The following is an 18,615-nucleotide window of genomic DNA, read 5'->3' as shown; positions in this document are numbered from 1 at the left end:
TTGTCTCCTTTTACTGTTCATCAAGATATATGCTTCTAGCATCCTCGTCAAAAAACTCTATAATCGTTGGATAATGATGAATGTTAATATTAGCCTCTTTTAATATCTTTTGCATAAAGATGGTATCGACAAAAATTTTATTGATAATCATTCTACCTATTGATGGTAAGTCATGGAAATACGCTATTAACTGAATAAGGTCATCAAAGTGAAAAGTCAAAATATAAGTGACATAATTCTGTAATAGCATACTAAAGCAATGCTCACGATAAGGATTCGATTGATGATCGCATAGAAAGCTATGAAGCAATTGATAGAATGCCTTATTATTTTGATTAAACATATGTAAAAAATCATCTACATTATTAATTAGATGTAGGTACTCTATGCCATCTTCAAAAGGCATAACGAGTCTTTTTGATTTTCCTTCGATGCTTCTCAAAAGTTCGATTGTCAGCTTCTTGCAAGCATTTATCTCATGTGGTGTTAATAATGTTCTGTCATGCTTATGCTGACAAATATAATCATGATAATGAGAAAAATATTGCTCCATATTGATATTCGTTTTAGCATGAATTAAAGTTCCTTCTTTGAACGAAAAAGCATAAAGTGTTTCCTCGTTCACTGGATGGCTATACAGATAGAAAAAGAATAAAAAGTCCTTTAACTGTTGTTTCTGCTCTTTGCTGAGTATCGTGACATGCTCTAATTGAGCAAGCTGAAAGAAGCAATAGTTTTTCATAAAATCATTCATTTTGTTATACGGGTTCCGTGGAATTATTCTAGTCGTTGCATTTATTGTGTAGAGCAAATAATAGCAAACTTGCTCATCATAAACATCTAGCTGCTTGAAACAAGATGTAAGCATAGGCTGCCAGTCTGGCTTTTGCACATAATGTGGATTTTGTGGTTGAAATGCCTCTGCCCATTCCAAAAATGTCCCCTGTTCGTGATCAATAAAAAAGAGCTCTGCGCTAGTATCTTCTAATAAAACATATTCAAAGTCCTTCATTTGAACAGCTGGTAAACCCCGATTAAACTTGATATTTAGGTAGTGATCAAATACTTCTTGTAAAACAGTCATTCATATCCCCATTTCTTTAGGATTTTTCAGAAGCAAACGTCCCTTTATTTTATCACAATCATGATGAGAACTTGGCGATAGATGCTAAGGTGGAACACCATTATGAGTGATTAAGACAGCTCGTTGGATCAATGCCTATTTGGAGGTTATCTGGAGGAGCCATGGAGAAACAAGAGTGAGAATTTTGACTATCTAAATGGAAATAAAGTCTTTTTAGCAGAACATCAAAAGCCCGAACTAAATTATAAAACAACCTAGTGTGCTTCATAATTGTTCGGGCGTTCTGTTCATGCTTTGTTAATTAATATGCTTGTGCAAACCAAACTGTATGTTTTGCTTCATTTCCACAGCCAATACATGTGGTTTTCGTTGTTGGTGGATTGAATGGAATATTGCGAGATGTGTATTTTGTTTCTTCCTTCACTTTTTCCTCACATGCATCCTCGCCACACCAGCCAGCAAGCACCCAGCCTGGGATTGTGCCATTTTCTTTTGCTGTGTCAATGTGCTGTTGTAATTGTGAGAGTGTGTCAATTGTTGTGTGAGCATTTGCTTCACGGAATTGACGAGCTTTTTCTAATAAGCGCGTTTGCATGGTTGTTAATTCTTCTTCAATAGCTGTGATGATTGTAGCTAAATCAACAGTTCGTTTTTCTTCTTCATCACGCGCTTTCAGTAAAGCTTGCTTGTTTTCTAGGTCACGTGGCCCTAATTCAACACGCACAGGCACGCCCTTTAGCTCCCATTCATTGAACTTATAGCCTGGCGATTGGTCTGAATCATCCAAACGTACTCGAATACCCTTCGCTTTTAAGGCTGCAAAAATCTCATCTAAATGCTCCATGATTTGAGGGTTCTTTTTCCATGGTCCTACTGGAATTAAAACGACTTGCGTTGGTGCGATGCGTGGAGGTAAAACAAGTCCCTGCTCATCACCATGCACCATAATAACTGAACCAATTAAGCGTGTAGATGTACCCCAAGATGTTGTGTGTACGTATTCGTGCTGGTTCGCTTTATTTAAATACTTGATATTAAAGGCTTCAGCAAATTTTGTTCCTAAATAATGGGATGTTCCTGCTTGCACAGCCTTGCCATTTTTCATCATTGCCTCAATAGAATACGTATCGACAGCACCTGCGAAACGTTCAGAAGGTGTTTTTTGTCCATCATAGACAGGAATTGCTAGCACCTGTTCTACTACTTCTTTATAAATGTCTAGCATTTGCATTGTTTCCTGCCGAGCATCTGCTTCATCCACGTGCGCTGTATGCCCTTCTTGCCATAAAAATTCTGATGTCCGGATAAATGGCAGTGTTTTCTTTTCCCAACGGAAGACATTTGCCCATTGGTTGATTAGTACTGGTAGGTCACGGTAGCTTTTAATCCAATTAGAGTAAAGATGACCAATCATCGTCTCAGATGTTGGACGAAGGGCTAGCCGTTCTTCTAATTGTTCCCCTGCTGCCTCGGTTACCCAAGGAAGCTCAGGTGAGAAACCTTCGATATGATCCTTTTCCTTTTGAAAGAAGGATTCAGGGATAAGCATTGGGAAATAGGCATTACGATGTCCAGTCTCTTTAAAGCGACGATCCATTTCTTCCTGAATATGCTCCCAAATTTCATAGCCGTCTGGCTTAAAAGCGATACAGCCTCGAACAGGTGTATAATCCATTAAATCGGCTTTTTGGATGGTCTCGATATACCATTTCGAAAAATCTTCTAGTTGTTTTGACATTTGTTATCCTCCTATTTTGTTAAATGAATACTTGTTCAACCTGTCTGAAGATTTAGCCGAAGCAAGAAAAAAAGCACAAAGCTGTCCTCTGAATAAGGACGTCTTTGTGCTGGAATGACGTGGTACCACCTTGATTTAGCTTTACGTAGATTATAAAGCCCTCTCACGTTTGGTAACGAAAACGACTCGGTTATGTTTGCATAACATCTCCGTGGTAGGTGTTCAGTCAAGAAGCGGTGATATAGCTCTCAGCAGGTGCTATATTTTCTGTTTCACAATTCTTACTTACTTGGCCACATCATCAAATGGTTTATCAGGTTAACAGTTTTACTTTATCCCACTTTAGCAAAATCATTCAGGAATAGCAATTAATAACTGGATTTATTTGTGACAGTATTAACAATGAGATTCGTAAAATCTTCTACAGATAAAGGCTTACTAAAATAATAGCCCTGCACATACTCACATCCATGCTCACGCAGAACATTTAATTCAGCTTCTTCCTCTACACCTTCAGCTACTACTTGTAGGTTTAAGGCATGTGCTAAGGAAATCATGGCTGAAATCATAGCGATTCCAGACTTCTCAGGTACGATATCACGGACAAAGGCACGATCAATTTTGAGCACATCCACCGGGAATTTTTTTAAGTAATTTAACGATGAATAGCCTGTCCCGAAATCATCTAATGAAATAGTTATACCTAGTTCTCGTAATTGCTTGATGGTATCAATTAAATCTTCCGTATAATCAAGCATACTCATCTCAGTAATTTCAATTTCTAATAAATTAGGGTCAATGCCTGTTTCTGCAATGACACCACGAACCATATCTACAAAGCCACCAGTACTAATATGAATAGGTGAAATATTCACAGCTACTCGCAATGATAAATCATGTGATTCATTCCAATGACGAGCTTGAGCACTGGCTTTACGTAAAACCCATACACCGATATCATTAATCAGTCCACAATCCTCTGCAAATGGAATAAAACGATCTGGCGGAATATGACCTAATTCAGGATCATACCAGCGTAGCAATGCCTCCATACCAATAACAGAATCCGTTGTTAAGTCGATCTTTGGCTGATAATGTAATTCTAGACGATCTTGCTTTAATGCTTGATGCAATTTCGTTTCCAGTAAAAGCCATTTATCATTGGCCTCGTCCATATTATCACGATATAGGCGATATTGATTACCTCGTGTAGATTTTGCTGCATACATAGCAATATCCGCATTTTTCAATAATTCTTCCACAGAGTTTGCATGATCTGGGAATACACTGATGCCGATACTAATACTCGCATAAAATTCATAGGTATCGACAATAAAGCTATCATTGAAGACGCCAATAATTTCCTTAGCCATTTCATCAATGCGATTGACATCATTTAAAATCATGACAAATTCATCGCTATTGTGGCGATAGAAAGAATTCGATGTATGATCAATATTGCGCAGACGATTAGACATTTCCACTAAAAACATATCGCCAATAATATGACCAAGTCCGTCGTTAATGTGTTTGAAACGATTTACATCAATGAAAAATAACGCAAACTTCTCTCCTGTACGTCGAGATTGATGAAATTCATTTTCTAAACGCTGTTCTAATTTGCGACGATTTGGTAACCCCGTTAGTTCATCGTGATAGGCAATATGAGTAATTTTTTTAATGTCCTTTTGCGCTGTAATATCTACGCGAATGGCAATATATTGATAAGGCTTTCCTCGTTCATCTAAGAACGGAAAAATCGTTGTTTTCACCCAATATAAACTGCCATCCTTTGCACGATTGCACACCTCGCCATTCCACATATCGCCATTACCGATTGTTTTCCACATCTCTCTAAAGAAAGATTTGGGATGAAAGCCTGAATTTAGTAAACGGTGATCTTGACCAACTAATTCTTCACGCGTATACTTCGAAATTTTACAAAAATGATCATTAACAAAAGTAATTTTTCCAGTGCGATCTGTAATCGCTACAATGATGGAACTATTCATGGCGGAAAAGATATCTTGTAATTCTTTTAGACTGTAGTTCATTTGATTAACACTACTAGGCGTGATATTCATCATTTTCATTCTCCATTCATTAAAATATGAAGGGTTTGGTACTTTTGCTTTATCTTACAGCGAGGTATAAAGTTGTGGTATATCGCCCTTTTTTATGTAATTATATTATAGTCTTAGAAAAGCAGTTAATTCAACCCAAATCTCAAAAACATTCAAAGCTGTATTTGATAGTTTTTAATAAAATAGACAAAAATTAGTGGATATAACCTCCTTGTAATTGTCTAAATATATAGATATTCAATACTTTTGAACTATATTAAATAGTTTATTTAGGCTATTTATCTTTTTAATACAAAATATAAAAGTTTTATATAATATGTTTGAATGTCTTGTAAAATTTTTGTTAAAGTAAAATGCCTTACTGTCCCACATAGGAAGTAAGGCATTTTATATGTTAAGAGACCTCATATTCTATTGAACCCCCTATTGATTTTGCCTGCAAATTGTAGGCATCTAATTGCTCTTGGGATAAATTTAAAATGTAATAGTGAAAATTAATAGGCTCTAGCCCATGCTCCTCACAGACTTGGCGATAAAATTCATAGCCTTCTCGATAATCTGTCATCCTCATAACTTCCTTTCACATTCGCTACTATACGTCTATTTTTTTGTTATATAACAGAAATGTTATTTTTTTAAAAATATATAACAGACTGCTGCACTTGTCAATAAATTATCTAAAATTTCCTGCTGAAATCACGAAAGCCCAGACCATTTTATTTAGTATGGCTGGGCTTTTCATAAAATATTCACGGCGGCTTCCGTCATAATCACTCCTTTTAAATTCCTAATTGTTTTGCTTGCATATTGTAAGCTGAAAGTTGTTGCTGTGATAATTGTAATACATAGTAACGGAAAGAAATTGGCTCCAATCCATAGCGCTCACACATTTCACAATAAAATTCATAACCATCACGATACTTTGACATTTACATTTCCTCCTCTAACGAAATCTGTTTTATAACAGTTGTTATTATTTTTATTTAATATATAACAGATTATGTAGCACGTCAAGAGATTATAACAGAAAAATTGAATAACAATAAAAGGAATTTAGCGCATCTCCTGTGGCCAAATTCCTTTCATACATGTTATTCTTTAACGATTTCTTGTAATTGCTTGATATGACGCTGCTCGTGCATATAGACCATTTCAATCCATTGGTCGAGTGGTAATTCTCCTAAGGCTGGGTGCTTCACAGCGCGCTTAGCTAATGCTTCAGGTTCCTCGATTGTTTGCAAAAAGGCGAGGAGGTTCTTTCTTGTTGTAGCTAGTAAATCAAGCATCGCTTGAACAGTGAACGGTTCATCTGCTGGCTCTACAATAGGCGGTGCTTGGAACTTTCTTGTTCGATCTAAGATGAGCTGAACATTTTTTCGAGCGGGTGTTGACTGTTCCTCTGCCTTTAATCCCCATGTAATGGCTTTCTTTGTTGCTTCCTCTACTAATACGAGATGATGACAGATTTGTGCCACACTCCAGCTTTGTGCATCTGGTTTCTTATTAAAGGTTGTATCGTCCAATAAGTGAATTTCCTGAAGCAATTGTGTTCTTGTGGTATCGAGATGTTCTTTGACGTTTGACATCCTTGGCTCCCCTTTCATTAGGTCTTCTACTATATATTCGATATGGAGAGAGGAAAATCATCTTTCACGAACAATATTAAATGGATTATTCTCTAAAACATGCTGTAGCTGCTCATCTTCAATATGTGTATAAATTTGCGTGGTTGCGACGCTAGAATGCCCTAAAATGTGCTGTAAACTACGGATATCTGCCCCTGCTTTATACATCATCGTTGCGGATGTATGGCGTAGCTTGTGTGGTGTAAGTCGTTCTTTTTGAAGACCTGACTGCTGATTAATGCGTTTAACGATTTTGGCAACCGTTTGACGTGTAAAGCGTGTTCCCTTCTGAGACACAAATAGGGGCTCCTCGCCTTCGCCTTTATAGGGTGTCTTCCCACTGTTTTCATAGTCAGCAAGTGCCTGCATACAGCTATCATTTAAATAGACAGTACGCTCCTTATTGCCCTTCCCAATTACAGTTAAATAACGTCCTTGAATGGATGTCTTATTAAGCTGACATAGCTCGGTGACACGTATTCCTAAATTTAAGAAAAACATCATCATGCAATAATTTCTCGGGGATGCCTGATTGCTTTTAATCCCATCTATAAATTGTGTAGCTTCTTGTAGGTTCATATAAATGGGTCGTTTTCTGCCTATCTTTGGTGTCTCTAATTCATCTGCAGGATTTTCCTCGATAAGTCGACGTTTGCCTTTTAAATATTTAAAAAAGGATTTTAATGTGGCCACTTTTCGTGCTCGTGCAGCAGCTGAATTGCCTCGCTGTACTTCGCAATATTCCATGAATAAATAAAGATCCTCTAATGTCATTTCACGTATGTCTTCTATTGTAATAGTGCCAATATCAATGGCGGATAAATTCTCTATATCCAAATCCTCCTGGACAGCTTTGTGGAAGCGGAAAAATAAGGTCAGATCATATTCATATTCTTTTCTTGTGCGCTGAGACTTTCCTTTGATGGTTGTTAAATAGACAAGAAAATCCTTCATGAATTTTGGTTGTTTTGTTTTTTGCATGCTCATCACCTCTATTTGCTCTATTTTACCATGAAAAAACGTTCCCAAATATAAATTTGGGAACTTTATTGAAAAAAAATGCCCTTTTTCGCATGTTAGAACAAATGTTCTGTTCGAAGGTAATAAAAAAACCCCTTTTTAAAAAGAGGATTTTTGTTACAACTATTTTGTGACAGTTATAGGATTTTAGGCATAAAGTTCTCGGTAAATGAATATTAAAATCTAGTAGACTTTATTTGTTGTGTGAGACGCTTCGAAAAAACAATAGATGGGTAACTGTCCATGTCGATTCGTCTCACAACACACATGGGATTATTTTACAAAAACTGAATAATTACCATCCTCTTGTTTTGTTAGTGACCAGTTTGTCGATAACATTTGCTGAAGTCTTGTGACTGTTTCCTCATCACACGTTAAATGCTGGATACCTGTTTCTAATAGTTGGTAATCCTTCCCTTCTTCTAATTGAAAGCGTAGCTGCAATAAACGTTGGATGCCTGGTAATGTTACATACTTGATTCGATAATGGCCATGGTATGCATTTAAGAACTGTTGTTCCCCTTCCTGATATAGAGCCATTGTCTCGCTAAATTCATAGTTTGGCACTTGTTCTTGCCAAGCTGATACATCCCCCGAACGCAAAGCTCGTAAAATTTCCTCGTCTGATAAATTTAATTTGGATAGTTTATCTAATTCATACGCTTGCATTAAATTAATGATGGTCATGGTTGTTAGCCCCTTTTATGTATTTATTCACAGTGTAACATGTTTTCACTACTACTTGAATTCGGAGGCGATCCATATGATGAATTTATATGATTCTAGTCTGTTTTTCGATGAAATGTTTGATGGCAATAAGCCAAAGCCTCATTATCGATCTTTTCATCATAAGCTAACCTTTTTTTCGCGAGAGCAACTTGAAGAAAAATACCGACAAGCGCAAGCGAGCTTTCTCAGACAAGGGATTACTTTTACGGTATATGGTGCACAAGATGGAACAGAACGTACCATGCCTTTTGATTGTGTCCCAATTATTATTCCTCAAACCAAATGGGCCATGATTGAAGCAGGTGTCAAGCAGCGCGTGGAGGCACTCAACAAATTTTTACAGGATGTTTATGGACAGCAAAAGATCTTTCAGGACGGTCTTATTCCGAGGCAGCTTGTTGAAAATAATCCTTATTTCAAACCAACCATGAGAGGAATTCAAGTACCAATTGCGAATCATATATTTTTAGCAGGGATTGATTTAATTCGGGATGAAAAAGGTGATTATCATGTACTCGAAGATAATTTACGCAACCCTTCCGGCATTTCCTATGTCTTTGAAAATCGGGATGTGATGAAGGAAGTATACCCTGAATTTTTCTCCAAGCATACGATTCGACCTCTTGATAAACAAATGGCTTACATGAAAAAAGCACTTCTTGCCCATCGTCCATCTTCCATGCAAACAGAAAGAGAGCCTAAAGCTGTACTTCTGACAGCAGGCATGTACAATTCTGCTTATTACGATCATGTTTTTTTAGCCCAGCATTTAAACATCCAGCTCGTCGAGGGCCGTGATTTAGTTGTACAGGATTTGAAGGTCTATATGAAAACCATTTATGGCCTACAGCAAATCGATATTATTTATCGGCGGATTGATGATGACTTTCTAGATCCTACTGTCTTTCGTGAGGATTCTTTATTAGGTGTTCCACATTTAATGGCTGCTTATCAAGCAGGTCATGTATCCATCTTGAATGCCGTTGGGAATGGAGTAGCAGATGATAAAGCAATGTATGCCTATGTGCCTGAGATGATTCGCTATTATTTACAGGAAGAACCTATTCTACCGAATGTGAAAACCTATCATCTAGGAGATGACAGTCAGCGTAAATGGGTGCTAGAGCATATACACGAGCTCGTTATTAAAAACGTGGGAGCCTCTGGTGGCTATGACATGTTAATTGGTCCACATGCGAGTAAGGAAGAGATTGCTTTATTTAAGCAAAAAATTGTTGAACAGCCCTATCAATACATTGCACAACCAACGATTAAATTGTCCAGAGCACCTGCCTTCCAGAATGGGCGATTTTATCCTTGCCATGTTGATTTACGTGTCTATGTCATGAAGGGTGAGGATTGCTATGTGTTGCCTGGTGGTTTATCTAGAGTGGCACTACAAGAAGGGTCTCTTGTGGTAAATTCCTCTCAAGGGGGCGGTGCAAAGGATACGTGGATTTTAAAGGAGGAATTGCAGCATGCTAAGTCGAGTAGCCGACGCGTTGTACTGGATGGCACGTTATAGTGAACGTACACAAACAAATGCACATATATTACAGGTACAGCTGTTGAATATGTTGGAGCAATCTGGGCAAGAACATGATTATATTGATCATTGGGAGGCTGTTTTAAATATTTGTGCCTCTAAGGAGGAGTATTTAGCAAATTACACAACGATTCGTGTTAATCCTTTGATTGATTATCTTCTGTTTTCTGAGAAAAATGGCAATGCCCTTCATGCCACATTGCGTGCTATTCGGGAAAATGCACGAGTTACACGTGATAGTATGCCAACGGAACTTTGGGAAATTCAAAATTCCTTTTATTTAACAAAGCAACAGTCCATACTAAAAAGAGAACGACCGATTCCACTCATTGCCCTTCAAGATTTTTTACAGGATGTACGAAAGACTTTATGGATGGAGACAGGGTTAATTGAGGGCTCGATGGATCGCGATCTTCCCTTCTATTTTATGCAGGTCGGCAAATGGCTTGAACGAGCAGAAAAAACCATTCGGATGATCGTGATAATCGTAGAACAACAGAAGCGAACAGGTACGTCACTGTTAGAGGATGATGGTACCTTTTTATTGGATCTTTCCGCAGCAAGAGAATCTTTCATGCGGAAGCATCGCCAGACCAATTTACTAACGGTCATTCGGTATTTAGTCCAAGATGCGCATTTCCCATGTTCTGTGATGTTCTGTGTAAAGAAAATAGAAGAAGCCATAGCGGCTATTGAACATGATTCTTTATCCCCACGATTTTTAACGCTTCAGTCGGATATTAGTAGCCTTGTTCTTGCAATCGATCATATCGATTTTTGGCAAATGACTATTGAGGAAACCCTAAAAATGATGGAGGAAAGATTGTCTCAATGTATGGCTTTTAGTGATGCCTTTTCGACAATCTATCATTTATATGAACCCAGCGTACAACCTTGAAAGGAATTCACCACAGCTCCCTTTCAACAGGCAAGTCAGTAAGCAGAAGGAAGCGGACACGATGAAATTTGAAATTCAGCATACAAATATTTTTCAATATGAGTCTGAAGTCGATCAAAGCTTGAATACTATTCGTTTAAAGCCGCGTAGCGATGAGCGTCAGCGATTATTATCTTATCGAATTGCCATAACGCCATCCTCCCTAACCCGTGAGCATACGGATATTTGGGGCAATACTGTTGGTTCCTTTTATATACCAGAGCAACATCAAATACTAGAAATTCATACATCTTCAATTGTAAGTATTCAGCGTGCACCATTTATTCATCGTATTCAATATTCGCCCGAAATGCAGACCATCTTTCACTCACAGCTATTCTATGAGCATTATTTACCGTATTTAAAAGCAACACATTTTACATTTATGACAGAGCAGCAGCTAGAGGAAGTTTATCATGCGATCGGTCATGCTGAAAATCCTGTGCTCTTTTCGCTTAATTTAATGCAGTATTTATATTCTAGCTTTGAGTATGACCCGACAGCGACCAATGTAACTACAATAGCAAGTGAGGCATTTGCATTAAAACGGGGTGTTTGTCAGGATTTCACCCATGTCATGCTTGCTGTTTTACGGGCGAAAGGAATACCAGCTCGCTATGTCAGTGGCTATCTATATGTCGATGAAAACTCAGCCCTCATCGGAGATATCGCTACACATGCCTGGGTAGAAGTCATGATTCCAGGTATTGGCTGGATCGGTCTTGATCCCACAAATAATGTGGAAGTATTAGAAAACCATATTATTTTATGTATTGGACGCGATTATAGTGACATTAGCCCTGTGGAAGGGGTATATACAGGAGGCAAGCATGATTTAACAGTCAAAGTAAATGTCAAAGCATTGAATCATTTATAAAAGGCGTGCAGTAATGGTGATAAATCGCGATTACTGCACGCTTTTATTCTAGGCGCTGCTGTCTTTCTGTTAGCACCCATTTCCGTACATAGCCCATTTCTTGTTGAATGTGCTCCAGCGTTTTTTCCTGTTGAAACGCCCGTTGCATCACAGTATAACGCAAGTCAGTGGCTCTTACATTCTTCCCTATATCTTGTGACATCGTTTGAAAAATGCGTTCAACTGTTTTCGTAGTAATCGGCTTCGCTAAACTTGCCTCGCTTACCCAAACCCATTCCCCTACCTCTTGCTCATGTAAATTGGTCGTCTCTTTTTTATACTGTGCGAGCATGTCCATGAGGATCGGTGAACACTTTATTTCTCGACGTCCATTTCGGTTGGCTATAAAAAGAGTCGCTTTTTCTTCATTAAAGTGTGTCCATTTCATGCGAACGAGCTCGGCAGGCTTACAACCTGTTTCCATCAACACTTGAACGATACAGCCATTGCGTCTTGCCAGCCATGCATGCTCCTTTGTCTTAGCATATTGAAAATAGGTGGGCCATACGTTTGCAATTTGCATGATCTGCTTATTTGTCAGTGCTTGCAGTGCCTCTTTTTGTCTTTTTTTCGGCTGTAAAAGATGCTGATAATCAAAAGGCTCCACCCATTCTCGTAAAAAAATAAAGTCTACAAAGCCTCGTAATGTCGCTATTTTATGATTAAAAGTATTGATATTACTGTAGGTTTCCTTTAAATAGTCGCAGTAGAGCTGTAATAAATTTTTCAATTGATGATCTGCATACAAGTAGTTTTGCTTATGGGCGAAAGTTAAAAATTGCTGCCCATCCATATTGTATTGTTTTTTTGTAGCAGCACTTTTTTTCAAAGATTGTAGCAATAAATAGTAGCTATTCCATGCGTCCCTGAGTGTAATCAAATCGTCCCTCCTTGTCTACTTTGCGTGAGTTATTTATATTTTACTATATTTTGGGTGCGTAGGTTCAACTGCATTTTATCATATTATAATGTCGGATAATCTGTATTTCTATAACAGGAACCCGCTTCTACCATTCAAATGCCCTTTACGTAACAAAGAAACGTATGTTCCTAAAGTAGTTTCTCATAATTTTTGCTTTCTTACAATAGTAAATTCCGCTCCCCTGTTGTAGTACAATAATTACTTACTATTCCCTACATTCTTGTATAACAATGCAATTTTATGTGAAAATTCGTATCATTTCGTGTTTATGGTTAATTGTGTTATATAATAAAGATAGACACTAACATGTAGGAGGCTTTCCGATATGCAAGTAAAAACGACTCGACTGGAAGCAGAAGATGCGAAAATTATTTATCAAGAAACAGCTGGACTAGCGATTATTACGATTCATCGACCACAAGCAAAAAATGCATTAACCGCAAACATGTGGGATCAATTAGCCAAAATTGCCCTACAAGTATTAGATAATCCGAAAAATAAAGTACTAATTTTACGAGGCTCTGGCCAAAACTTTACAGCGGGCTCCGATATTAAAGAGTTCAATGCCATTTCTCTTGAACAAGCTGAAGAAGCCTTTGTACATATGGAAAAAACCATTTCTACCATTGAGCGCCTCCCGATTCCAACGATTGGCGTCATCAATGGGCCTGCGATGGGTGCTGGCTTGGAATTAGCCTTAGCCTGCGATATCCGCATTGGCTCTGAAAAGGCCAAGCTCGGCATTCCTGTCGGTAAATTAGGAATCACCTTAAATAACAAATTTGCACAGCGTTTAGTCCAGCTTGTCGGCCCTGCCACAACCAAGGATTTAGTCTTTACAGGACGAATGTTTAAAGCAGAGGAAGCCTTCAAGCTTGGAATGCTTAACTACCTAGTAGCTGAAAAAGATTTAAATAAATACATGATTCGAATGGGTAAGCTGGTTGCAGGAATGTCGCCTGAATCCTTACTTGCCGTGAAGCAATCTGTTCAAGAATGTCTCGATAGTGCGCCGACCTTATGGCAAGGCTCTTCACCATTTGTAGGCAGTGATTTCGCAGAGGGTTGTCGTGCCTTTGTGGAAAAACGCCAGCCACAGTTCACTCGCCAGCCTAAATAAAAAACAGGTACTCTTAACGCCAACGTGCGAGCGGAGTACCTGTTTTTTACGCTTTTTTCTTTTGCAAAGCCGTTTTTACATGTACATGAATAGCATCTAATTCATAGCCAAAATGTAGATAAAAATCTTGTTGCACAGCTTGTTGTAATTCCACTAAACGCTCTGCTAATGGATAATCGATCGGCAGCTTTACTTGAATAGTGAGGATAGCTTGAACCTGATCCCCTAGCACAAATTGTGCTTGCTCGACCTTTTGCACAATTGCCTGTTGGCTACAGCAGTATGTCAGTAGCTGTACATAAACATGCTTGCTGATTTCTATATATTCCCGTTGAAAATCAGGACGTACAATCGTCGTTTCCCCGATTTTTTCTCGTTTCGAAGAAAAAATCTCCATGCCCTTTTGCACCAATCGTTTAAAGAAATTTTGCTCCACTTGTCTATACGGAATCGGCATAACATGCTTGCCCTGTGTTTGACGGATAAAGCGTGCTTTTTGAATTTCTTTCAATGAACGGACATCTTCTACATTATAATAGTGTTCAATCGGACCCAGCTCTAGCTGCTTGGCAATACTATTCGTCATTTTAGTCGATGTACCTATCAGTAAAATAGATTGTACCTGATGATGAGCTAGCGCCTTTTGGACAGCCTCACGATGAACTGGATCTGTAAAAATGGCACGTCGTACAGCAGTAATTGTATTTTTTTCGAATTTAGCAGAAAGACCTGCCACTCTGATGCCATTCACAATGAGTAATCCATCATCAACAATGGCCTCCACCCCTAATTTATGGGCAAAGGCCAGCGCACTTGTACTTTTGCCTGTGCCGCTTGGTCCACTTAATGAATAAACCTTCACTGCCCTCTTCCCCCTTACAAAATCGTTTTCGCATCTGGTGGTAATGTACGTACATGCTTCAAATAGGCTGACATACGAGCATCATCCTCGTGAGGGTACGAGAACTGGAAGTGATGGGCAACCTCCTTTGCGATGCTTCGAAAGAGTGTACATGCCGCAAATAGGGCATTCCACATGTTAGCATAATCAGCGTCGGCATAGGTTTTTACGTACAATGCCCAATAATTAGCTGGCACATAGTTTTTTAAATACTTTCCCATTTTGCCTGTAGATAGCTGAAAATGATGATGCTGACCAATCCACCAATTAAGCATTTGATGTAAGGACTGCCTTGTCGTTTCCTCAAACATTTGCTTGGCATATGGGAGTTCGTCTCGCCAAATGCCCTTGGCTATATTTTGTAAGCACCACCAAAAATCATTGGTACAGCTGGCAAATTGCCCCACAGTCGGTGGACTAATATGATAGCCACAATCTGAAGATGGAGAGATAGATGGCAAAAGCTGATCCTTATCGAGTAAAGGGACTGTCAGCTTGTCTTGTCCATATTCATCCAGCATAGCTTGTGTCGATAATAAGCGAAGGTCAATGCGATGCCCATCCTTTAATAACATTAAATATGTATAGCTATAAGAAAAGTCTTTGTCCAAGCCAAGCCCCTTATCCAATCGATCAGGCTCCTGCACCATCAGCTGCTCACCAAATACTTGAATCCATTTATCATCTTGTAAGAAAGAGGCTATATCTGTTACGACATACACCACATCAAAATCCTGAAACATATCCCTTGGTACATTCGGATTTGCTCTTGAGCCATTTAGGTAAACAGCACGAATTCTAGTGTCCTGTTGTGCAGTGGCTAGGATTAAATCATACATTTCTTGCTCTGTTCTCATAAGACTCACCCCACCTGAAAAGCTTTATACTCAGTATAATACACTTTCCTCTTTGAAGGAATTTATAGTAGCTTCTCCCAATGGCAGAAAATCTTTTTTCGCTAGTCTATGCACACATCCTCTCCATTATATAAATATTTTCTTTTTTCAGAATATCTGTCCCTTTCTGCGCTTCAGTATGATAAAATGTGAACTACTATTCTGTTATACAACTACAAGGAGTGTACTAGTTTTGAAAATCGTACCATCTAAAAAAATGTCATTATTTACACCAGCAATTTTCGGAGATTTGAAAAATTTTGCTCGAGAGCAGCAAGCAAAGGGCATGACCTTAATTGACTTAAGCTTAGGCAGCCCTGATCTTCCTCCGCATGCCAAAATACGTGAGCATCTTTCCTATCGTGCAGGTTTAGCCGAGTCTTATGGCTATACACTGACTGGCACACAGCGTTTTTATGACGCGGTGAGTCGCTACTATAAGCGTCGTAGTAATGTTGATCTAGATCCCGCGACAGAAATTATTCAAACAATTGGTTCGCAAGAAGGCTTAGTGCATTTACCAATTGCTTTTTGTGATCCAGGAGACATCGTCTTATCCACAAACCCAGCTTATGTAGCGTATGACGCAGGGATTCACTTAGCTGGCGCAACACCTTATTACATGCCTCAAACAGCCGACAACGATTATTTACCTGATTTAGACGCTGTACCAGAAGAAATTGCACAGAAAGCAAAGTTATTGATTTTAAACTTACCAGGAAATCCTGTACCAGCGATGCCGTCATTAGCATACTTTGAAAAAGTCATCGCCTTTGCTAAAAAGTATAATATCATCGTCCTCCATGATGCTGCCTATTCAGAGTTCTATTTTACGGGAGATGGCCCTATTAGCTTCCTAGCTGCACCAGGAGCAAAAGAGGTCGGTATGGAGATTAACTCCCTCTCTAAAAGCTTTAGCCTTGCTGGAACGCGTATTGCCTATATCGCAGGAAATGCAGAAATGATCGCTGTTATTAAGCAATTAAAATCAAATTTAGATTTCGGTATTTTCGAGCCTATTCAGGATGCGGCTGTCGTAGCATTGGATAACGCTGAGGAAATTACGGAAAGCTTACGTGCCACTTTCTCAGAGCGCCATAAAACGCTGATGAATGGCTTACAAGCTTTAGGCTGGGAAGCAGCACCCTCTGATGGTGGAATGTTCGTATGGGCTAAATATCCCTATGCTATCGATTGCACAGAATTAGCCTTTCAATTGATTGAACAAGTAGGCGTTGTCACAGTTCCAGGAACCGTATTTGGTACAGCTGGACAAGGCTATTTACGTTTAGCATTAGTTCAACCAAAGGAACTTCTACAAGAAGCCGTGGATCGCTTAGCAAAAGTACAATTATTAGCAAAGCAATAATTAGTCCATGTAAAAACCCTTCTAACATTTTGTTGGAAGGGTTTTTCTATGAAGGTTAAATCCACACATCATTTTCAGCGGTAAGCTCTGATTGCTCTTCACCTGTATTTACGACACCCATTGGCTCTACAAGCAGAATTTTACACTCCGAAGCTGCAAAGGGTTTATGTTCCACATTGCGTGGGACCACAAACATCTCTCCTGCACGCAGGCTTACCTGGCCATCTCGGAATTCGATGATTAATTGCCCCTCAAGGACGATAAATACCTCATCCGTATCCTCATGCTTATGCCAAACAAAATCCCCCTGAACTTTGACGAGTTTGAATTGATAATCATTCATTTCAGCAATGACCTTTGGAGACCAATGCTCTTGAAATTTAGCCAGTTTCTCTTGAAAATTAATCGGTATGTATGCCATTTCCTTTTCCCCCTTGCTTTGACTCTCTACTACTAGAATAGCATAATGCCGTTTTCTACAGCAAAAACCAGCTACTGCGTTGCTAGCAGTAGCTGGTCGTTTATTAGATATCATATTTTTGATGAACGTCATCTTCGTAGCGATTATAGCGCTGCTTAAAGAGCTTGAATAAATGCGTGACAAGTACCTTAAAGATTGCATAGCCCGGAATCCCTAAAATAACGCCTGGGACACCAAATAAGGAGCCTGCCGTTAATAGTACAAAGATAATCGTAATCGGGTGAATACTGAGTGATTTCCCCATAATTTGCGGTGAAATGAACTTTCCTTCGATTAACTGAACGATTGTCCATACAATTGCCAGCTTAATCAGCATCAATGGGGATGTAACAAGAGCGATAATGACTGCTGGTGTAATCGCAATAACGGGTCCTAAATAGGGCACCACACTTGTAATCATGGCAAGGAAGCCGAGCAATAAAGCATACTTCATGCCAATAATTAAGAAGCCAATCGTCACCATTGCCCCAATACACATGGATACTAAAATCTGTCCCTGTATGTACGAACTAATTTGCTTGTCCATGTCATGGAAAATGTCAGTTACCTCTTTACGCATACGTGGTGGGCACACTTTCAGCATAAATTTCGGTAATTTTTCGCCCTCTTTTAGTAAATAAAACAGGATGAATGGCACCGTTACAAGTGATAGCACAATACCTGTTAACGTTGAAAGGAAGCCGGTAATACCAGATGCCACACCCTGTGCTACATTGGTCGCCATATCCTTCACTGTTTTTACCATATCCGTTGTGAAGTTATTCAAAACTTCATCAAAATTAAAACTAATTTTATCTAAGTACTCATTAAAACGTGAATGATTTAGGAATTCTACAATGTTTTGTGTAAATGCCATGAAGTACTCTGGGAATTCCTGTGCTAAATTCGTGAACTGATCGCGTAAAAACGGATAGACTAGCACCACAAGTAACGTAATGACACCAATGACCGCAATATAGAGGATTAAAATACCCCATATTCTTGGAATGCGCCATCGTACTAGAATCGCCAGCAATGGGCGTAATAAATAGTAGCCAATGACGGCTAGTACCCCTGGTAAAATGACTACTTCAAATAAAACTTGTAGCGGGGTAAAGATAAAGGAAACTTGATTAAACATAAAAATAACACATGCCACCAGTAATAAAATTACCAGTGTAAATAATAGGTTTCTACCACCTAAAAAACGAATAAACTTGGTTGCTAACAGGCTTGAACGCTCTTTTGGTCTCTCTTTTTCCATATAT

Annotated in this window: 18 protein-coding genes; 5 read left to right on the top strand and 13 right to left on the bottom strand. The window is 38.8% G+C overall.

The genetic code is table 11. The features are described 5' to 3' along the window. Positions 1–10 precede the first annotated feature (10 nt). The 8 genes from L6W14_RS10875 to L6W14_RS10840 all read right to left on the bottom strand — a co-directional run bounded on the left by L6W14_RS10875 (position 11) and on the right by L6W14_RS10840 (position 8,238). Entirely contained in the window at positions 11–1,084 is a 1,074-nt protein-coding gene (locus tag L6W14_RS10875; RefSeq protein WP_237900804.1) for a hypothetical protein, read from the bottom strand. Between the two features lie 301 nt (positions 1,085–1,385). Continuing rightward, positions 1,386–2,822 carry a proline--tRNA ligase gene (proS, locus tag L6W14_RS10870; protein WP_237900802.1) on the bottom strand — a complete coding sequence of 479 codons (1,437 nt, stop codon included), beginning with the start codon at positions 2,820–2,822 and terminating at the stop codon, positions 1,386–1,388. Positions 2,823–3,190: 368 nt separating this feature from the next. Then, the gene (locus L6W14_RS10865) at positions 3,191–4,909 is read right to left on the bottom strand and encodes a putative bifunctional diguanylate cyclase/phosphodiesterase (RefSeq protein WP_131520234.1); all 1,719 of its coding nucleotides are present in this window, start codon (positions 4,907–4,909) and stop codon (positions 3,191–3,193) included. Between the two features lie 391 nt (positions 4,910–5,300). Then, positions 5,301–5,471, bottom strand: a complete 171-nt coding sequence (locus L6W14_RS10860) for a transcriptional regulator (protein WP_131520235.1) — start codon at positions 5,469–5,471, stop codon at positions 5,301–5,303. A 214-nt stretch (positions 5,472–5,685) separates the two neighbouring features. Then, positions 5,686–5,835 (bottom strand): hypothetical protein, encoded by a 150-nt coding sequence (locus L6W14_RS10855; RefSeq protein WP_004230023.1) that lies wholly within the window; start codon positions 5,833–5,835, stop codon positions 5,686–5,688. Between the two features lie 162 nt (positions 5,836–5,997). After that, positions 5,998–6,492, bottom strand: a complete 495-nt coding sequence (locus L6W14_RS10850) for a DinB family protein (protein WP_131520236.1) — start codon at positions 6,490–6,492, stop codon at positions 5,998–6,000. 57 nt (positions 6,493–6,549) lie between these two features. After that, positions 6,550–7,512, bottom strand: coding sequence for a tyrosine recombinase XerC (locus L6W14_RS10845; protein ID WP_237900800.1), 963 nt, complete (start codon positions 7,510–7,512; stop codon positions 6,550–6,552). 312 nt (positions 7,513–7,824) lie between these two features. Beyond that, entirely contained in the window at positions 7,825–8,238 is a 414-nt protein-coding gene (locus L6W14_RS10840; protein ID WP_103118120.1) for a hypothetical protein, read from the bottom strand. Positions 8,239–8,314: 76 nt separating this feature from the next. Between L6W14_RS10840 and L6W14_RS10835 the strand changes: the two genes are divergently transcribed. From L6W14_RS10835 to L6W14_RS10825, 3 genes are all read left to right on the top strand, one after another. Further along, a complete protein-coding gene (locus L6W14_RS10835; protein ID WP_131520238.1) occupies positions 8,315–9,805 on the top strand; it encodes a circularly permuted type 2 ATP-grasp protein in 1,491 nt (496 codons plus the stop codon). After that, positions 9,759–10,724 carry an alpha-E domain-containing protein gene (locus tag L6W14_RS10830; RefSeq protein WP_131520239.1) on the top strand — a complete coding sequence of 322 codons (966 nt, stop codon included), beginning with the start codon at positions 9,759–9,761 and terminating at the stop codon, positions 10,722–10,724. The genes L6W14_RS10835 and L6W14_RS10830 overlap by 47 nt, the downstream gene beginning before the upstream one ends. 61 nt (positions 10,725–10,785) lie before the next feature. Next, a complete protein-coding gene (locus L6W14_RS10825) occupies positions 10,786–11,640 on the top strand; it encodes a transglutaminase family protein (protein ID WP_048392841.1) in 855 nt (284 codons plus the stop codon). Positions 11,641–11,683: 43 nt separating this feature from the next. Here the strand turns inward: L6W14_RS10825 and L6W14_RS10820 are convergent, their stop codons facing one another. Continuing rightward, positions 11,684–12,559, bottom strand: a complete 876-nt coding sequence (locus L6W14_RS10820; protein WP_237900798.1) for a tyrosine-type recombinase/integrase — start codon at positions 12,557–12,559, stop codon at positions 11,684–11,686. 367 nt (positions 12,560–12,926) lie between these two features. On the opposite strand from L6W14_RS10820, the gene L6W14_RS10815 reads away from it, so the two are divergent. Further along, positions 12,927–13,721: an enoyl-CoA hydratase/isomerase family protein gene (locus L6W14_RS10815; RefSeq protein ID WP_048392847.1), complete on the top strand. Its 795-nt coding sequence runs from the start codon at positions 12,927–12,929 to the stop codon at positions 13,719–13,721. A 46-nt stretch (positions 13,722–13,767) separates the two neighbouring features. Here the strand turns inward: L6W14_RS10815 and L6W14_RS10810 are convergent, their stop codons facing one another. Both L6W14_RS10810 and L6W14_RS10805 read right to left on the bottom strand, forming a co-directional pair. After that, complete coding sequence (locus tag L6W14_RS10810; protein ID WP_131520241.1) at positions 13,768–14,583, bottom strand: hypothetical protein; 816 nt, start codon at positions 14,581–14,583, stop codon at positions 13,768–13,770. Between the two features lie 14 nt (positions 14,584–14,597). Continuing rightward, the gene (locus L6W14_RS10805; RefSeq protein ID WP_237900796.1) at positions 14,598–15,479 is read right to left on the bottom strand and encodes an aminoglycoside 6-adenylyltransferase; all 882 of its coding nucleotides are present in this window, start codon (positions 15,477–15,479) and stop codon (positions 14,598–14,600) included. Positions 15,480–15,711: 232 nt separating this feature from the next. Here L6W14_RS10805 and L6W14_RS10800 point away from each other — a divergent pair, with 232 nt between their 5' ends. After that, positions 15,712–16,887 carry an aminotransferase class I/II-fold pyridoxal phosphate-dependent enzyme gene (locus L6W14_RS10800; RefSeq protein ID WP_016992684.1) on the top strand — a complete coding sequence of 392 codons (1,176 nt, stop codon included), beginning with the start codon at positions 15,712–15,714 and terminating at the stop codon, positions 16,885–16,887. Positions 16,888–16,942: 55 nt separating this feature from the next. Here L6W14_RS10800 and L6W14_RS10795 read toward each other — a convergent pair whose 3' ends face one another. Further along, a complete protein-coding gene (locus L6W14_RS10795; RefSeq protein ID WP_048392856.1) occupies positions 16,943–17,308 on the bottom strand; it encodes a cupin domain-containing protein in 366 nt (121 codons plus the stop codon). A 103-nt stretch (positions 17,309–17,411) separates the two neighbouring features. After that, on the bottom strand, positions 17,412–18,611 hold the full coding sequence (locus L6W14_RS10790; RefSeq protein ID WP_048392857.1) for an AI-2E family transporter: 1,200 nt from the start codon (positions 18,609–18,611) through the stop codon (positions 17,412–17,414). Positions 18,612–18,615: the final 4 nt, after the last annotated feature.

The sequence above is a fragment of the Lysinibacillus sp. ACHW1.5 genome (assembly GCF_022014815.1).
GTDB classification, from domain to species: Bacteria; Bacillota; Bacilli; order Bacillales_A; family Planococcaceae; genus Lysinibacillus; species Lysinibacillus capsici.
This window is presented reverse-complemented; position numbering and strand designations above follow the sequence as displayed.